The sequence below is a fragment of the Herbiconiux flava genome (assembly GCF_013409865.1).
GTDB classification, from domain to species: Bacteria; Actinomycetota; Actinomycetes; order Actinomycetales; family Microbacteriaceae; genus Herbiconiux; species Herbiconiux flava.
In genome coordinates, this window is record NZ_JACCBM010000001.1 from 1,376,740 (window position 1) to 1,391,191 (window position 14,452).

The following is a 14,452-nucleotide window of genomic DNA, read 5'->3' on the forward strand; positions in this document are numbered from 1 at the left end:
GTTGATCCGTGAGCGTCGACGAGTTCGCCCCCGTGGCAACCCAGCCGCAGCGCGGCGCCGTGCGCTCGCGCATCGTCGAGGTCGCCGCCGAGATGCTGCGTGAGAGCGGGGCCGCGGCCCTCACCACCCGCCGCGTCGCCGATGCCGCCGGAGTGCAGGCCCCCACGATCTACCGCCTCTTCGGCGACAAGGACGGCCTCGTCGACGCCGTCGCCGAGCATGTGCTGGGCGAGTTCGTGGCCCGCAAGACGGCCCTTCCCGCCGGCACCGACCCGGTCGAGGCGCTGCGCGACGGCTGGCGCCAGCAACTCGACTACGCCCTGACGAATCCCGAGCTGCATCGGCTGCTCGGCGAGGCCGGCCGCAGCCGCCGCTCCCCGGCGCTCGACGCCGGGCTCGCGGTGCTGCGCTCCCGCATCCACGGCCTCGCGGCCGCCGGGCTGCTCCGCGTCGACGAGCAGCGCGCGCTCGGCATCATCCGCGCGGCCGCCACCGGCACCGTGCAGCAGCTGCTCGACAGCCCACCGGCCGATCGCGATCCCGGCCTCGCGGAGGCGATGCTCGAGGCCGTCCTCGGCCGCATCCTCGTCCCCGGCTTCGATTCGGCCGCCGAGGCTCCCGGCCCGGCCCTCGACGGTCCGCGATCCGCCGCGATCGCTCTCGCGGCCCAGCTCGACGCGTTCCCCGCGTTCTCGGCCGCCGAACGCCGGCTGCTCGCCGAGTGGCTCTCCCGCGCCGTCGAGGATCAGGACGCCACGGGCCACTGACACACGGCCGCGGGTCGTGGCAGGGTGGATGGGATGACGCTGCGCATCGTGAACCCGTACGGCAAGTTCCTCTACGTGCTGATCGGCGGGATCGCCGTCGTGCTGCTCAACCTGCTCGTCGCCGCACTGGTCGGGCCGGTCGTCGGCCCGGTGCTCTACGTCGTCGTCCTGTTCGGCTGGATCCTCGCCGGGGCGCGCTTCTTCCGGGTGCCCGAGGAGCCGATCGAGCCGCCGCGGCCGTGGTGGAAGCTCACCGGGCGACCGACCGCCGGCTTCGTGCTCGCGGCGCTGTTCGCGCTGCAGGCGATCACGAACCAGCTCACGCCGGTGCTGGGCGACCGCGGCCGCGCCGGCGACGACGGCGGCAGCACCACGACGGCCACCGTCGTCACGGTCGCCTGCGCGATCGCGGCGGTGGCCTACCTCGCGTCGTCGCTCCGCCTGCGCGGCCGGCGCGCCGACTAGCCGCAGAGCGGCCGGCGGCCAGCGGCCGGCGCGCCGACTAGCGGCACAGCGGCCAGCGGCAGCGCGGCCGGCGACTCAGCGCCTCAGCGGCTGCGGGCCGTCTCGCGACGGTTCGCCTTCTTGAGCGCGTCGACCAGCTCGTCCTTCGTCATCCGCGAGCGTCCGCGCACGTCGAGCCGCTTCGCGAGCTCGAGGAGGTGCGCCTTCGTCGCGTTCGCGTCGACGCCCTCCTGGGTCTCGCCCGCCGACCCGCGCCCGCCCGCGGCCTTCGCGTCCGACGGGCCCGACTCGTCCTTCCGCTCCCAGTGGTCGCCGACCTTCTCGTATTCGTGCTTCAGCGCGGCGAAGGCCGTGCGGTGGGCGCGCTCACCCTCGCCGTAGCTGTCGACGGCCGAGTCGTGCGCCTTGCTCCAGAGCGCCTGCGCGTGCTTCTCCGAGCGGGCGAGGGTCGAGGGGAGTTCCTCCGATGCGAGCATGATCGTCTCCTTCGTTCCCCTCCACCCTCAACCCGCCCGCCGCGGCCCGCAACACGGCCGTGAACCCTAGGCGTCGTAGTTCTGGATGCTCTTCCCGTGCGACCGGTCGGTCAGCCGCGCCAGGCGCGGCGCCAGCTCCGCGACCACGCCCGGCACGTCGACCGTGAGCAGTCGGCGGTCGCGCATCAGCACCCGGCCGTCGACGATCGTCGTGTCGATGTCGTTCGAGCGGGCGCTGTAGATCAGCGTGCTCGCCAGGTCGTGCACGGGCTGAACCCGCGGATCGCTCAGGTCGACGAGGATCAGGTCGGCCCGGTAGCCCGGCTCGATCCGCCCGACGACGCCCGCGAGCTGCACGGCGGCGGCGCTCTGGGTGGTGGCGTGGTCGAGCAGCTCCTCGGCGCGCATCCAGGTCGTGTCGAGCTCGGTGGCCTTCTGCACGTAGGCCATGAAGGTCATCGACTCCCAGACGTCGAGCGTGTTGTTCGACGCCGCGCCGTCGGTCGCGAGCCCGACCGGCACACCCGCTGCGGCGAGCAGGCGCACGGGCGTCGTGTCGAAGCCGAGCTTGAGGTAGCCCTTCGGCGCACTGCCGACGCCGACCCGGCCGTCCGCGGCGGCGGGCGCGAGCAGCGGCAGGTCCTCGGGCACGATGCCGATTCCGTGCGCGATCAGCACCTTGCCGTCGAGCAGCCCGGTGTCGTGCAGCACCCCGATCGGCGTGCGACCGGTGCGCTCGCGGCTGTGCACGGTCTGCGAGCGGCCCTCCGCGGCGTGGATGTGCACGAGCAGGTCGTGCTCCTTGGCCGCCCTGGCGGTTGCGGCGAGGTCGTCGTCGTTCAGCGTGTAGGTCGCGTGCGGAGCCAGCGCGGTGCTGATCCGGCCGTTCGCCGCTCCCCGCCAGCGCGTCGCGAACTCGAGCGACTGCTCGAGCCCTGCCTGGCCGTCGCTCGAGAAGTAGGTCGAGCCGAGCACGCCGCGGAGGCCGGTCTCGTCGGTCACGTTCGCGATCCGGTCCATGTTGAAGTAGTGGTCCGCGAAGGTCGTGACCCCGTGCCGGATCATCTCGGCGGCCGCGAGCCGCGTGGCGAGCTCCACGTCGTCGTCGGTGAGGTTGACCTCCATCGGCCAGATGAAGTCGTTGAACCAGCGGTCGGCCGGCACGTCCTCGGCCGCTCCGCGGAACATCACCATGGGGGAGTGCGTGTGGCAGTTGATGAACCCCGGCATCGCGACCTTGCCGCGCGCGTCGATCGTCTCCCGGGCGGCGGGCGGGGCGACGGATGCTCCGCTCGCGTCCACCGCATCCGTCACCGACTCGAACACCCCGTCACGGATCGCGACGATCTGCTCAGGCACGAACGAGATGCCGCCCGTCTCGTCGTGACGCAGCACGGTGGCACCGGTGATGACGAGGTCGGCCGGCCCGCGGTCGGGAGAGGTCGTGGGCGCGCCGAGCGCCAAGCCGGACCCGCTCATGCCCGACCCGCTCATGCGAGCGCCGCCAGCCCGAACGACACCATGTTCTCGAAGGTGGCCTCGCGCTCGGCGGCGGTCATCTCCGAGCCGGGCAGGTCGCTCACGGTGCCGACCATCAGCGACTCGAAGCCCTCCTTCAGCGCGACGGCGTAGAGCCCGGCCGCCTCCATGTCGATGCCGATGGTGCCGTAGGCGAGCAGCCTCGGAACCAGGTCGACGTCGGGGTTGTAGAAGGCGTCGGTCGTGAAGAGGGGCCCCACGTGCATCCGCTTGCCCGTCGCCTCGCCGAACTCGACGGCCTTGCGGAGCAGCCCGAACGACGGCGCGTGGCTGAGGGTCACGCCCGGAACCCACTCGCTCGTCATCGCCGAGTTGGTGTGGGCGGCGCTCGCCGCGATCACGTCGCCGAGCTCGAGGTAGGGCGCGATGCCGCCGATGGTGCCGACGCGCACGATGCGCTTCACGCCGTAGTGGCGGGCGAGCTCGGTGCTGTAGATCGACATCGACGGGATGCCCATGCCCGAGGCGAGCACCGACACCGGCCGGCCCTCGAAGGTGCCGGTGTAGCCGAGGATGCCGCGCACCTCGGTGACGAGCCGGGGCGAGTCGAAGAAGGTCTCGGCGATGAGCTTGGCGCGACGCGGGTCGCCGGGCATGAGGACGTCGGGGGCGAAGTCGCCGTCGAGGGCGCCGATGTGCGGGGTGGGCATGGTGTTCCTTCCGGGAGCGGTCGTGGGGGCGGGTCTGGTGGGCCGTGCGGGTGGTGTGGCCGGGTCGGCGGGCGGATGCGCGGCCCGGTGTCGTGGGGTCGGCCGGGGGTCAGCCGAGCTGGGTCGGCGAGTACTTCGCGAGCACCGCGCGCTCGGCCCAGCTGACGAGGCTGTAGAAGATCAGGGAGACGGCGGTGAGGATCGCGGCCGCCGCCCAGAGCCCCGTGTAGTCGGAGTGCGCGCGGGAGGCCACGATCTCGTGCCCCAGCCCGTCGCCGGTGGCCAGCCACTCGGCGAGCGTCGCGGCGAGCACGGCGGTGGGGGCGGCGATTCGCGCCGAGGCGAAGATCGACGGAAGCGTGTAGGGCAGCTGCAGGCGCCAGAGGTTGCTCCAGATCGAGGCGTCGTAGCTGCGCATCAGCGTGAACGCGTCGGACGGCACGCGGCGCAGCCCGCTCTGCGTGTTCGCGAGCGTCGGGAAGAACGTGACGATCGCCGTGATCGCGACCACCCCGCCGAGCCCGCGGCCGAGCGCCAGGATGAGAACCGGGATCAGCACGATGATCGGCACCGAGCGCAGCGCCACCGCGAGCGGTGTCAGCACCCGCTCCACCACCGGGAAGGTGACGAAGGCCACGGCCGCCGCGATGCCGATCACGAGACCCGCGACGTAGCCCACGCCGGCGTGCACGAGGGTCTCGCCGAGGGCCTTCAGCATCACCGCCTGGTTCGCGGCGGCGTCCTCGCTCGTGAACAGGTAGGCGAAGACGTCGAGCGGCGTCTTGCCGACGAACGGCGACATGTCGAAGACGATCAGGTAGGCCCACCAGGCGGCGAGGATCACGAGGATCGAGCCGACGGTCCACGCCACCGTGCGCAGCAGCCGGGCGGCGAGCGGCCCGCGCCGGGCCGGGGCGGCGGCCTGCGCGGTCGAGATCGACGCCGACCATGGGGTGAGCCACCGGCGCAGCAACCCGAAGACGCCGTAGGGCACCGCGGCCATCACGGTCGCGATGACGGCGACCGACCAGACCCGGCCGAGCTCGAGCGACATCAGGCCGTTGATCAGCAGCACGCCGAGGCCGGCCTTCGCGCCGATGAACTCGCCGAAGATCGCGCCCAGCACGGCCGCCGCGGCACCGATCTGCAGGCCGGTCAGGATGGCGGGGATCCCCGAGGGGAAGCGCACGAAGCGCAGGGCCGAGAGCGAGCGGCCGCCCCAGGCCGTCACCATCGTGAGCGGCCCGCCGTCGGCCGAGCGGAGGCCGAGCATCGTGCCGACGAGCGTGGTGAAGAACACCGACAGGGCCGCCAGCACGACCTTCGCGGTGTCGGGGTCGAAGGTGAGCTGGAGCAGCGGGTTCACCGCCACGAGCGGAAGGCAGAACAGGGTGAGCGCGAGGCGCAGGAAGAGCGACTCGAGCGCCGGCAGCTGCACGAACAGCACCGCCACGACGACGGCGGCGAGGTTGCCGAAGAACCAGCCGCGCACCGCCACCCAGGCGGTGGCCGAGAAGGCGTTGAGGTAGACGGGCCAGTCGGCCACGAGGCTCTGCACGATCGCGGTCGGCGAGGCGAGCACGCCGAGGCGGGTCAGCCACAGCTCGGCCGCGATCTCCCAGAGCACGAGCAGGGCGACGCTGACGAGGGCGGTGACGACCCAGCCGTTCAGGGCGCCGCGGCGGGAGTCGCGGCGGGAGCGGGCGCGCTCGGTGGCGATGGCGCTCGCGGCCCGCTCGGCGGCGGCCCGCTCGGCGGCGGACGCGGCCGTCTCGGCGGGCGCTGCCGTGCCGGTGCTCACGCTCACGCCTCCGCCGGTGCGACCGAGGCGAGCTCGCCGTCGCTCACCAGGTCGTCGGGGTCGTCGTCGGTGCCGGCGTGCAGCATCCGCGACAGCTCGTCGCAGACGGCGTGGAACTCGGGCGTCGCGAGCAGCTCCCGCCGCCTCGGCCGGGCGAAGTCGAGGTCGATCTCGCCGACGATCCGGCCGGGCCGCGGCGACATCACCACGACTTTGTCGGCGAGGAACGCCGCCTCCGAGATGGAGTGGGTGACGAGCAGCGCGGTGGCCTTCGTGGCCGACCAGAGCTTCTGCAGCTCCTCGTTCATCCGCTGCCGGGTGATCTCGTCGAGGGCGCCGAACGGCTCGTCGAGCAGCAGGATCTCGGGCTCGGCGACGATGGCGCGGGCGATCGCCACGCGCTGGCGCATGCCTCCCGAGAGCTGGGCGGGACGCGCATCCGCGAAGCCTTCGAGGCCCACGAGGCGGATCAGCTCGTCGATTCGCGAGGCCGGGATGGGCGTGCGCATGACCTGCCCGGGCAGCCGGATGTTGTCGCGGACGCTGCGCCAGGGCAGCAGCGACGGGTCCTGCAGGGCGAGCCCGAGGCGGTGCGCCGAGCGGATGTCCGCCGGCGTCTCGCCGTGGATCGTGACCTCGCCGGCCGAGTACGACTCTAGGTCGGCGAGGATGCGCAGGATGGTGGACTTGCCGCAGCCCGACGGGCCGAGCAGCGCGGTGAACGAGCCCTGCGGCACGGCGAGCGACACGTCGTCGAGGGCGAGCACGTCGCTCTTCTTCGACGAGTAGACCTTGGTCAGATTGCTGAGGGTGAAGCCAGAGCCGGTCACGGCGCCTCCGTTGCTGGTGGTGAAGCCCGGGCCCTCCTCCCGCGGCGGGATCGCGCGGGAGAAGGGCCCGGTCGGTGCTACTTGATGGTGTTCGAGCCCGCGTAGACCTCGTCGAGCACCGAGGTGTCGAAGAGCGAGTCGTCGACGCCGGTGATGCCCAGCGTGTCGAGGGTCGCGACGTTCTTCGCGATGGCGTCGGAGGACATCGTGAGCAGACCGTTCTCCTTGGTCTCGTCGGTGACGAGCAGGTCCATCTGGAGCTGGGCCTGCTTGGTCTGCTCCTCGATGGTCAGGCCGCCGTCCTTCGCGTAGTCGTTGACGGTGAGCTCGACGGCCTCGGTCGGGTCGGCCACGTAGTCCTGCCAGCCCTCGATCTCGCCCTTGAGGAAGCCCTCGATGGCGGCGCGCTTGCCGTCGTCCTCGAGGCTCTCCCGGGTGACCGCGTAGACCTGGGCGTAGATGTCGAGGCCGTAGTCGGCGGTGAGGAAGACGGTGCCGGCCTTGCCGGTGGCCTCCTCGTAGGCGATGGGCTGCTCGGAGTAGAACACCCACAGGCCGTCGACCTCGCCCGAGACGAGCGGGGCGACGTCGAAGCCGACCGGCACGCTCGTGACCTTCGAGGCGTCGACGTCGTTCGCGGCGAGCAGCGCCTCCTGGGCGGCCTCGTCGCCCGAGGGCACGCCGATCTTCATGCCGGCCATGTCGGCCGGCGTCGCGATCGGCTTGTCGGGGCTCGACAGGATGGCGAGGGGGTTCTTCTGGAAGCCGGCGGCGATGATCACCAGGTCGGCGCCCTGCTCGTTGGCACGGGCGACGGTGTCGGCGTTGCCCATGCCGATGTCGGCCTGGCCCGAGACCACCGCGGCCATCGAGTCGACGTCGGGGCCGCCGGGGAGGATGTCGACGTCCACGCCGTTCTTCTCGTAGTAGCCCTCCTTGTCGGCGACGTAGCTGCCGCCGAACTGAACGAGCGGGATCCACGAGGTCTGCAGGGTGATCGGCGTGACATCGTCGCCCGAGGCGGTCTCGCCGCTGGAGGAGGAGGCGCAGCCGGCGAGCACGGCGAGGCTGAGGGCGCCGGCCGTCGCGGCGGCGAGCACGCGGCGGGCGCGGCGTGAGGGCAGTGAGGACATGGGGTGCTCCTAGGAGTCTCGGGAGGGGAGGTGGAACCGGGGGAGGTGCTGTGGGGCTGCGGTGCTGTGGGTGGTGCTGCGGTGCTGTGGGTGCTGCTGTGGGTCTGCAAACCGTTTTGCGGCGGGTGCGTGGCCCCAACCTAGAGCGTCGGTGTTTCGGCCCCATTACCCGGTGTTTCGGGGGTGTAAACGCCCGCGCATCCGCTCGTCTCTTCACCAGGATGCCGTGCAACACGTTTTGCGAAACCGGCGTCGGGGCGCCGCCCGCTCGGCTACTCTGAGGGCGTGAACGACCGACCCCGGCCCTGGACCATGCAGCAGATCGCTCTGGCCGCCGGCGTGAGCGTGACCACCGTGTCGCACACGCTCTCGGGCAAACGGCCCGTGCATCCCGACACGGCGCTCCGCATCAACCGGCTGATCGACGAGTTCGGCTACGTGCCGGATGCGGGGGCCCGGCGCCTGAAATCGGGTCGCAGCCAGATGATCGGGCTGGCCGTGCCCGACATCTCGCACTGGTACTTCGGCCGCATCGCCCGCGGCGTGGAGGAGATGGCGAACGAGCACGACTACGGCCTGATCATCGCGAGCACCTCGAACTCCGACCCGCGGCGCGAGAAGCGCTACTTCAACATGCTCCGCACCCGCGCGATCGACGGCCTCGTCTACACGGCGAGCCGCGAGATCAAGCCCACCGACGAGCTCATGTCGATGGCGTCCTCGCCCGCCCCGATCGTGCTCGCCGACGAGGACATCGAGGAGCTCGAGGGCCTGCCGTCGGTCACCTCGACCAACTATTCGGGTGCCCGCGACCTCGGCCGGCACGTACGGTCGCTCGGCCACACCAAGGCCGTGATCATCGCGGGCTTCCCGGGGCTGCACTCGACGGTGCAGCGGATGCGCGGCATCCGCGAATCGTTCCCCAACGCCCTGGCGATCCACGGCGACTTCGAGATCCGCTCGGGCTACGAGCTGATGGGCGACCTGATCGCGCACGAGGTGAAGTTCAGCGCGGTGTTCGCCTGCAACGACTTCATGGCGATCGGCGCCATGCGGCGGCTGTGGGAGGAGGGCCTGCGCGTGCCCGAGGACGTGTCGGTCGTGGGGTTCGACGACGTCGACATGGCGTCGGTGGTGACCCCGGGGCTGACGACGGTGCGGCAGGACATGCTCGAGATCGGCCGGCAGTCGGCCCGGCTGCTGATCGAAGGGCTGGCCGCCGGGACGATGGAGGGGTTGTCGTCGGTGCAGCTGCCTGTCGAGCTCGTGGTGCGGGGGACGACCGGGCCGGTCGCGGAGTGATCCGCTAGGCGGCCGTCAGGGGCTCGATCAGCGTCGGGTCGTCTTTCGCGACCGAGGTGTCGCGCACGTTGTTGACGCGCTTCGAGACCGGATAGGTCGTGATGGTCGACGCCACCGCGAGCGAGGAGCGGTCGAGCATCGCCAGCAGCTCCTCCTTCTCGTCGGTCTTCTCGAGCTTCATCGGTTCGACCCAGTGCTCCCAGGTGTCGGGGGTGAGGAAGACGGGCATCCGGTCGTGCACCTCGCCCGAGGCGTCGGCGGCCTCGCGCGTGATGATCGTGAACGAGACCGACCACTCCTCGCCCACCTTGCGCACCTCGTAGAGCCCGGCCGCGGCCAGAACGCTCTCGGGCGCGTGGATGTAATGCGGCTGCTTGCCGTGCTCGGTGGCCTCCCACTCGTAGTAGCCGTTCATCGGCACGATGCAGCGGCGCTGGGCGAAGGCGTTGCGGAACAGCCCGTTCGTCGACACGCTCTCGAGCCGGGCGTTGATGGGAGCCGGCCCGCCGGCCTTCGCCCAGGACGGCTTCAAGCCCCAGCTCGCCGCGTCGAGCTGCCGCACGAGCTCGCCGTCGATGAGGCGCTCGCGCACGATCGGCGACTCCTCGGTGGGCGCGACGTTGTAGGAGGGCCGCCAGTCCTCGAGCCGGCCGCCCCGCGCCACGAACTCGGCGATCAGTTCATCGGTCTCGGCGCTCATCGCGAACCGTCCGCACATGATCGCTCCTCTCGTCGGCCGGCTGCGGCGTCGTCGCCGCTCGTGGCTCGCCACTCGTGGCTCCATCATGCCCCCACCCTCCGACACCGCGGTCCGGCGGGCCGATTCGATAGGATGCCCTACCATCGGAAATCGGCTGGAGGAGCTGTGGCGAAGCGCGCGTACTCGTCCCCCCGCCGGGCTGCCGAAGCGGCGCGCACCCGGGAGCTGATCCTCGACGCCACCGCCACGCTGTGCGCCCGTGACGGATATCTGGCCACGACCCTCAAGGCGATCGCCGCCGAGGCCGGCGTCTCCGTGCAGTCGGTGACCGCGGCCGGCACGAAGGCCGTGCTGCTCATCGCCGCGTTCGAACGCGCCTTCAGCGGCACCGAGGGCCGTGAGAGCCTGGCCGATCGACCCGACGTCAGGGCGATCATGCAGCGGCCCGACACCGAGCTGGCCCTCGATCAGTACCTCGACTACGTCGCCGACGCCAACAGCCGCACCTCGGGCATCGTGCGGGCGATGGAGGCGGCGGCCCAGCTCGACGAGGCGGCGGCGGCTGCGCTCGCCGATCTCGAGGGGCGGAGGCGATCCGACATGGGGCTCGCCGCCAGATGGTTCGCCCAGCGCGGCCTGATCGATCCGGCCGACATCCCGCGTATCGCCGACGAGCTCGGCTACGTCGTGGGCGGTGAGGCGTACGCCTACTTCGTCGGACTGCGCGGGTGGACCGCCGCCGACTATCGGGCCTGGCTCGCCAGGGCCGTCTCGAGCATCCGCACTGATCGATAAATGAATAGAACTGACTTCTAGTTAATGCTATCTTGAACCTGTGAATCTCTCACCGACGAACAGGAGCCGCCCATGACCGCCACCACCCACCCGCTCACGGTCGCGGGGGACGCCGTCACGCACCCGTTCTGGAGTTCGCGGGGAGGGGCGGCCATCACCGTCGGCGGCTCACTGCTGCTCGCCGCCACCGTCGTGGAATGGCTGCTGGTGGCGCAGGATGCGGCGGGCCTCGTGCCGCTGTTCGCCGCCCTGTTCGTGGCCGCCGCCGTCGCCCACGCCGTCGCGATGGTGCCGGTGGCGTTCGGCCGGCACGGAAGCGACGGGGCCGTCGGACGGTCGGCGCTCGGCAAGGCCGGCCTGATCGTGTTCGGCCTGGCCTTCCTGGCCAACCAGCTCGCCTACCTCGTCGTCGCCTACTTCCTCCCGGCGCAGGACGACTACTCCGCGTTCCTGGCGCTGCAGACGGCGCTGGGCGTCGTGCAGTTCGTCGCTCTCCTGGCCGGCGCCATCGTGATCGTCCGAGCGGGGGTGGCCACGGGGGCGGCACGCTGGAGCCTGCTCGTGCTGGCGGTGCTGTCGATCGTCCTGAACGGCATCGGGCAGCTCTCAGGTGACGTCGACGTCGTGACCGTGGTGCACCTCGTCTCGACCGTGGCCCAGATCATCGCGGGCATCGTGTACCTGCGGCATCGGCGGTGACCGCGGTGGCTCGCACGGCGCTGCTCTGCAGCATGCCCGCGGTGGGGCACGTGACCCCGATGCTCGTCGTCGCGGCGGAGCTGCAGCGCCGCGGTTGGCGCGTGCGGATGCTGACGGGAGCCCGCTACGAACGGCTCGTGCGACGAGCGGGGGTCGCGTTCGAGCCGCTGCCGGCCGCCGCCGACACGCTCGACGAGATCGGCGCCGACAGCCGCAACCGAGGACTCGCCACGATCAACCGCGGGGTGGAGCAGGCCTTCATCGATCCGGCAGGGCCGGCGGGCCGGCGTCTCGAAGAGCTCATCGCGGCCGAGCCCGTCGACGTCGTGCTGCACGACATGACCTTCCTCGGCGTGCAGTCGCTGTTCGCCCGGCCCGCCGCGGATCGGCCGATCACCGTGCTCTGCGGCGTCAGTCCGGCGGGGTTCAGCAGCCGCGACACCGCGCCCTACGGGCTCGGCATCGTCCCTCTGGCCCGCCGACGGACGAACCGGCTCCGCAACGCGGTGCTGAACCGGGTGGCGCCGATCGTGCTGAGGCCCGCGCACCGCAGCCTCGACCGCTTCCTGCTGTCGACCGGCGCGCCGGCCCTCGACGGAGCGTTCTTCATGGACGTGCTCGCGCGAAGCGACCTGCTCGCCCAATTCACGGTCGCGGGCTTCGAGTACGAGCGGAGCGATGCGCCGGCGCACCTGCGCTTCTACGGTCCGATGGCCGCGGCGGCCTCGTCCGCCGTCGCGGCACCGGACTGGTTCGACGAGCTCGACCCGGCCCTGCCTCTGGCGCACGTGACCCAGGGCACCGTGGCGAACACCGACTACAGCGAACTCATCGAGCCGGCTCTCGGCGCCCTCGCGGATCTGCCCGTGCAGGTCGCCGTCACCACCGGCGGCCGCCCGCTGGACACCCTGCCGCCGCTGCCCTCGAACGCCTTCGCCGCCGAGTACCTGCCCTATGACGAGCTCCTCGCCCGCACCAGCGTGCTCGTCACCAACGGTGGCTACGGCGGATTGCACCACGCGATGCGCTTCGGGGTGCCGGTCATCATCGCCGGTGACACCGAGGACAAGGTCGAGACCTCGGCCCGGGTGCAGCACTCGGGTATCGGCGTGAACCTCCGGACGGGCAGGCCCACACCCGATGCGGTGGGCTCGGCCGTCACGCGCATCCTCGCCGACGGCCGCTACGCCGAGGCCAGTCGCCGGCTGGGGGAGGCCATCGGCCTCTCCCGCGGGGCGGCCGGGCTGATCGACGACGTCGAGGCCCTGGTGCGGGCGCGGGAACGGGGCGGCCGAGGCTGAGCGGACTCGGCGGCTCGCCCTCGCTCAGCCGGCGGCGCCCCGGAGTGCGGCGACGGTGTCGACCACTCCGGGATGCGGACCAGCTGCCCGGAGCGCCGGCAGCCAGTCGAGCAGCGCGGGCGACGCGGAGGCGAGGATGACGACGTTGCCGGCCCGCGCATCCGTCACCACCGACGACGGGCCCGAGAGCACGAGGTGGCTCAGCACCGGGTCGAGCGCCTCGAGGTGGGCGTGCAGCGCAGGGGCGTCGTCGTCGTCGGCGACGTTCACCACGAGCACGCCCTCGGGCGCCAGCAGAGCGGATGCCGCCCGGTAGAAGCCGGTGGTGCGCAGGTGGGCGGGCGTCGTGGTGCCCTGGTAGAGGTCGGCGATCACGAGGTCGGCGCGGCGCGCGGCGCGGGCGAGGTCGGCGCCGTTCAGCACGCGGGCGGCGTCACCCGGGTGTGTCGTCAGTCGGGTGCCCGCCGGCAGGGGCAGCGCGTCGGTCACGAAGGGCACCAGCTCCTCCGCGAGCTCGACCACGTGCTGCTCGGAGTCGGGACGGGTCGCCTGCACGTAGCGGGGGAGGGTGAGGGCACCGGCGCCGAGGTGCACGGCGGTGATCGGTTCGCCGGGCATCCGGAGCCGGTCGATGACGGCCCCGATGCGGCGGACGTAGTCGTGGAAGAGCGCCGCCGGGTCGCCCAGGTCGACGTGGGACTGCGGGCTGCCGCCGATGACGAGCTCGAAGGCGCCCGGCATCAGAGGGTCGCGGCGGATGACCGCCTCCTCGCCCGTCTCGCGCAGCCGCTGTCGGGCGACCTCCTCGTCAGCCACCGGTGTTCGGCGTCTTCATCGTCAGGGGCAGCTCGAGGAAGGCGGCGTAGCGCTCGAACGCCCGAGCGAACCCCTTCTGCTCGGCGGCCGTGAGCGGCTCGAAGGGGTCGGTGGTGACCGTGACGGCCTTGGCCGTGATGCTGCGCTTCCAGGTGCCGACGATCGCCCCGCGCGAGACGAGCATCGGCAGGAACATGCCGTTCTCGCCCGGCACCACACGGGCGCTGTACTCGGCGGCGAGGGCCGGCTGCCTGGAGCGGTAGCCCAGGAGGTACTCGTCGAAGCCGGGGAGGGCGAGCTGCTGCGGAGCGGTGGCCGGTTCTCCTTCTCGGGACCCCGCCTCGACCAAGTACCTCTGACCGCCCAGTTCGACCTCCTCCAGCTGGTCGCGGATGCGCGTGAGGGCCGCCGTGGAGTCGGACACGAGCAGCTTGCTCCAGTGGCAGAAGTCCTTGAGCGTGGTCGGGCCGTGCCCCCGCACGTAGCGGAGCAGCAGCTCGTCGTGCGAGTCGTAAGGCGACCACTCCCGGGTCGCCGGCGCCCACTCGTCGAGCAGCACGAGCGCCTGCTGCGTGCCGCCCTCGGCCATCGGCCCCCAGCAGATCAGGCCCTCGTGCGCCAGCAGCCAGATCAGGTGCATGCCCCGCTGCCCGGCCGGCTCGAGCCCGGCGCCCTCGAGTGCGGCGGTGAACTGCTCCCGGGTCGCCCGCCCGCCGCCGCGGAGCAGCCCGGTGGCGACGTCGCGGGCCCGCCCGACGGTCTGCTCGTCGATGCCGAGCCCCCGATGGCGCGCCGCAGCCCCGGTCACCGTGCGGCGCGCCGTCAGCGACAGGAACCCCCGCAGATCGTCGGGGTCGATCAGGTGCAGCGTGCCGCGCATCGGCCACGACCGCACCACGGCCCCGTGGTCGAGCGCGGCGAGCACGTCGCGCCTGGTGCCCCCGGGCAGGCGGACGCCCAGCGCCCAGACGCCCTGCCCGAAGTCCTGCGCCTGCGTGGCGAGCAGGCGCCGCGCGACGGCGGCGACGCGCGAGGGCCCGTCGTCGCCCTCGGCCGCTTCGCCGCCACCGCCGACGGGTGCGAGCCACTGCGACGCCAGCCGGCGCTGCAGCAGCTCGCGCTCACCGGCCGGGATGCGTCTGCTCATGCGCCCAGTATGGCGACGTCCCCCGACATCC

15 protein-coding genes are annotated in these 14,452 nt (G+C 72.1%); 6 read left to right on the plus strand and 9 right to left on the minus strand.

The window, feature by feature from the left end; all coding sequences use genetic code 11:
* Positions 1–8: 8 nt before the first annotated feature.
* Positions 9–767: a TetR/AcrR family transcriptional regulator gene (locus tag BJ984_RS06575; RefSeq protein ID WP_271206432.1), complete on the plus strand. Its 759-nt coding sequence runs from the start codon at positions 9–11 to the stop codon at positions 765–767.
* A 33-nt stretch (positions 768–800) separates the two neighbouring features.
* On the plus strand, positions 801–1,232 hold the full coding sequence (locus tag BJ984_RS06580) for a hypothetical protein (protein WP_179547345.1): 432 nt from the start codon (positions 801–803) through the stop codon (positions 1,230–1,232).
* Positions 1,233–1,315: 83 nt separating this feature from the next.
* Here the strand turns inward: BJ984_RS06580 and BJ984_RS06585 are convergent, their stop codons facing one another.
* The 6 genes from BJ984_RS06585 to BJ984_RS06610 form a co-directional block, all read right to left on the minus strand.
* Positions 1,316–1,708 carry a ChaB family protein gene (locus BJ984_RS06585; RefSeq protein ID WP_179547346.1) on the minus strand — a complete coding sequence of 131 codons (393 nt, stop codon included), beginning with the start codon at positions 1,706–1,708 and terminating at the stop codon, positions 1,316–1,318.
* A 66-nt stretch (positions 1,709–1,774) separates the two neighbouring features.
* A complete protein-coding gene (locus tag BJ984_RS06590; protein ID WP_179547347.1) occupies positions 1,775–3,187 on the minus strand; it encodes an amidohydrolase in 1,413 nt (470 codons plus the stop codon).
* A gap of 11 nt (positions 3,188–3,198) precedes the next feature.
* Positions 3,199–3,897 (minus strand): purine-nucleoside phosphorylase, encoded by a 699-nt coding sequence (locus tag BJ984_RS06595; protein WP_173183234.1) that lies wholly within the window; start codon positions 3,895–3,897, stop codon positions 3,199–3,201.
* A 109-nt stretch (positions 3,898–4,006) separates the two neighbouring features.
* Positions 4,007–5,698: an ABC transporter permease gene (locus BJ984_RS06600; protein ID WP_179547348.1), complete on the minus strand. Its 1,692-nt coding sequence runs from the start codon at positions 5,696–5,698 to the stop codon at positions 4,007–4,009.
* Positions 5,699–5,700: 2 nt separating this feature from the next.
* Positions 5,701–6,528, minus strand: coding sequence for an ABC transporter ATP-binding protein (locus BJ984_RS06605; protein WP_179547349.1), 828 nt, complete (start codon positions 6,526–6,528; stop codon positions 5,701–5,703).
* A 77-nt stretch (positions 6,529–6,605) separates the two neighbouring features.
* A complete protein-coding gene (locus BJ984_RS06610) occupies positions 6,606–7,661 on the minus strand; it encodes an ABC transporter substrate-binding protein (RefSeq protein ID WP_179547350.1) in 1,056 nt (351 codons plus the stop codon).
* Between the two features lie 285 nt (positions 7,662–7,946).
* Between BJ984_RS06610 and BJ984_RS06615 the strand changes: the two genes are divergently transcribed.
* Complete coding sequence (locus BJ984_RS06615) at positions 7,947–8,963, plus strand: LacI family DNA-binding transcriptional regulator (protein ID WP_179547351.1); 1,017 nt, start codon at positions 7,947–7,949, stop codon at positions 8,961–8,963.
* A gap of 4 nt (positions 8,964–8,967) precedes the next feature.
* On the opposite strand, the gene BJ984_RS06620 is transcribed toward BJ984_RS06615, so the two are convergent.
* On the minus strand, positions 8,968–9,681 hold the full coding sequence (locus BJ984_RS06620) for an SOS response-associated peptidase (protein ID WP_179547352.1): 714 nt from the start codon (positions 9,679–9,681) through the stop codon (positions 8,968–8,970).
* A gap of 147 nt (positions 9,682–9,828) precedes the next feature.
* Here BJ984_RS06620 and BJ984_RS06625 point away from each other — a divergent pair, with 147 nt between their 5' ends.
* From BJ984_RS06625 to BJ984_RS06635, 3 genes are all read left to right on the plus strand, one after another.
* Positions 9,829–10,458, plus strand: a complete 630-nt coding sequence (locus BJ984_RS06625) for a TetR/AcrR family transcriptional regulator (protein ID WP_179547353.1) — start codon at positions 9,829–9,831, stop codon at positions 10,456–10,458.
* A gap of 72 nt (positions 10,459–10,530) precedes the next feature.
* Positions 10,531–11,157: a hypothetical protein gene (locus BJ984_RS06630; RefSeq protein WP_179547354.1), complete on the plus strand. Its 627-nt coding sequence runs from the start codon at positions 10,531–10,533 to the stop codon at positions 11,155–11,157.
* Positions 11,154–12,458, plus strand: a complete 1,305-nt coding sequence (locus BJ984_RS06635) for a glycosyltransferase (RefSeq protein ID WP_179547355.1) — start codon at positions 11,154–11,156, stop codon at positions 12,456–12,458. The genes BJ984_RS06630 and BJ984_RS06635 overlap by 4 nt, the downstream gene beginning before the upstream one ends.
* A 24-nt stretch (positions 12,459–12,482) precedes the next feature.
* Here BJ984_RS06635 and BJ984_RS06640 read toward each other — a convergent pair whose 3' ends face one another.
* On the minus strand, positions 12,483–13,274 hold the full coding sequence (locus BJ984_RS06640; RefSeq protein ID WP_179547356.1) for a spermidine synthase: 792 nt from the start codon (positions 13,272–13,274) through the stop codon (positions 12,483–12,485).
* Positions 13,267–14,421, minus strand: coding sequence for a winged helix DNA-binding domain-containing protein (locus tag BJ984_RS06645; RefSeq protein WP_179547357.1), 1,155 nt, complete (start codon positions 14,419–14,421; stop codon positions 13,267–13,269). Before BJ984_RS06645 ends, BJ984_RS06640 begins: the two co-directional genes overlap by 8 nt.
* Positions 14,422–14,452: the final 31 nt, after the last annotated feature.

What these genes read in the sequence shown, in the direction of transcription:
- BJ984_RS06580 (WP_179547345.1), top strand. Translation starts at nt 801, where the DNA reads ATGACGCTGCGCATCGTGAACCCGTACGGCAAGTTCCTCTACGTGCTG.
- BJ984_RS06585 (WP_179547346.1), bottom strand. Translation starts at nt 1,708, where the DNA reads ATGCTCGCATCGGAGGAACTCCCCTCGACCCTCGCCCGCTCGGAGAAG.
- BJ984_RS06590 (WP_179547347.1), bottom strand. Translation starts at nt 3,187, where the DNA reads ATGAGCGGGTCCGGCTTGGCGCTCGGCGCGCCCACGACCTCTCCCGAC.
- BJ984_RS06595 (WP_173183234.1), bottom strand. Translation starts at nt 3,897, where the DNA reads ATGCCCACCCCGCACATCGGCGCCCTCGACGGCGACTTCGCCCCCGAC.
- BJ984_RS06610 (WP_179547350.1), bottom strand. Translation starts at nt 7,661, where the DNA reads ATGTCCTCACTGCCCTCACGCCGCGCCCGCCGCGTGCTCGCCGCCGCG.
- BJ984_RS06620 (WP_179547352.1), bottom strand. Translation starts at nt 9,681, where the DNA reads ATGTGCGGACGGTTCGCGATGAGCGCCGAGACCGATGAACTGATCGCC.
- BJ984_RS06630 (WP_179547354.1), top strand. Translation starts at nt 10,531, where the DNA reads ATGACCGCCACCACCCACCCGCTCACGGTCGCGGGGGACGCCGTCACG.
- BJ984_RS06645 (WP_179547357.1), bottom strand. Translation starts at nt 14,421, where the DNA reads ATGAGCAGACGCATCCCGGCCGGTGAGCGCGAGCTGCTGCAGCGCCGG.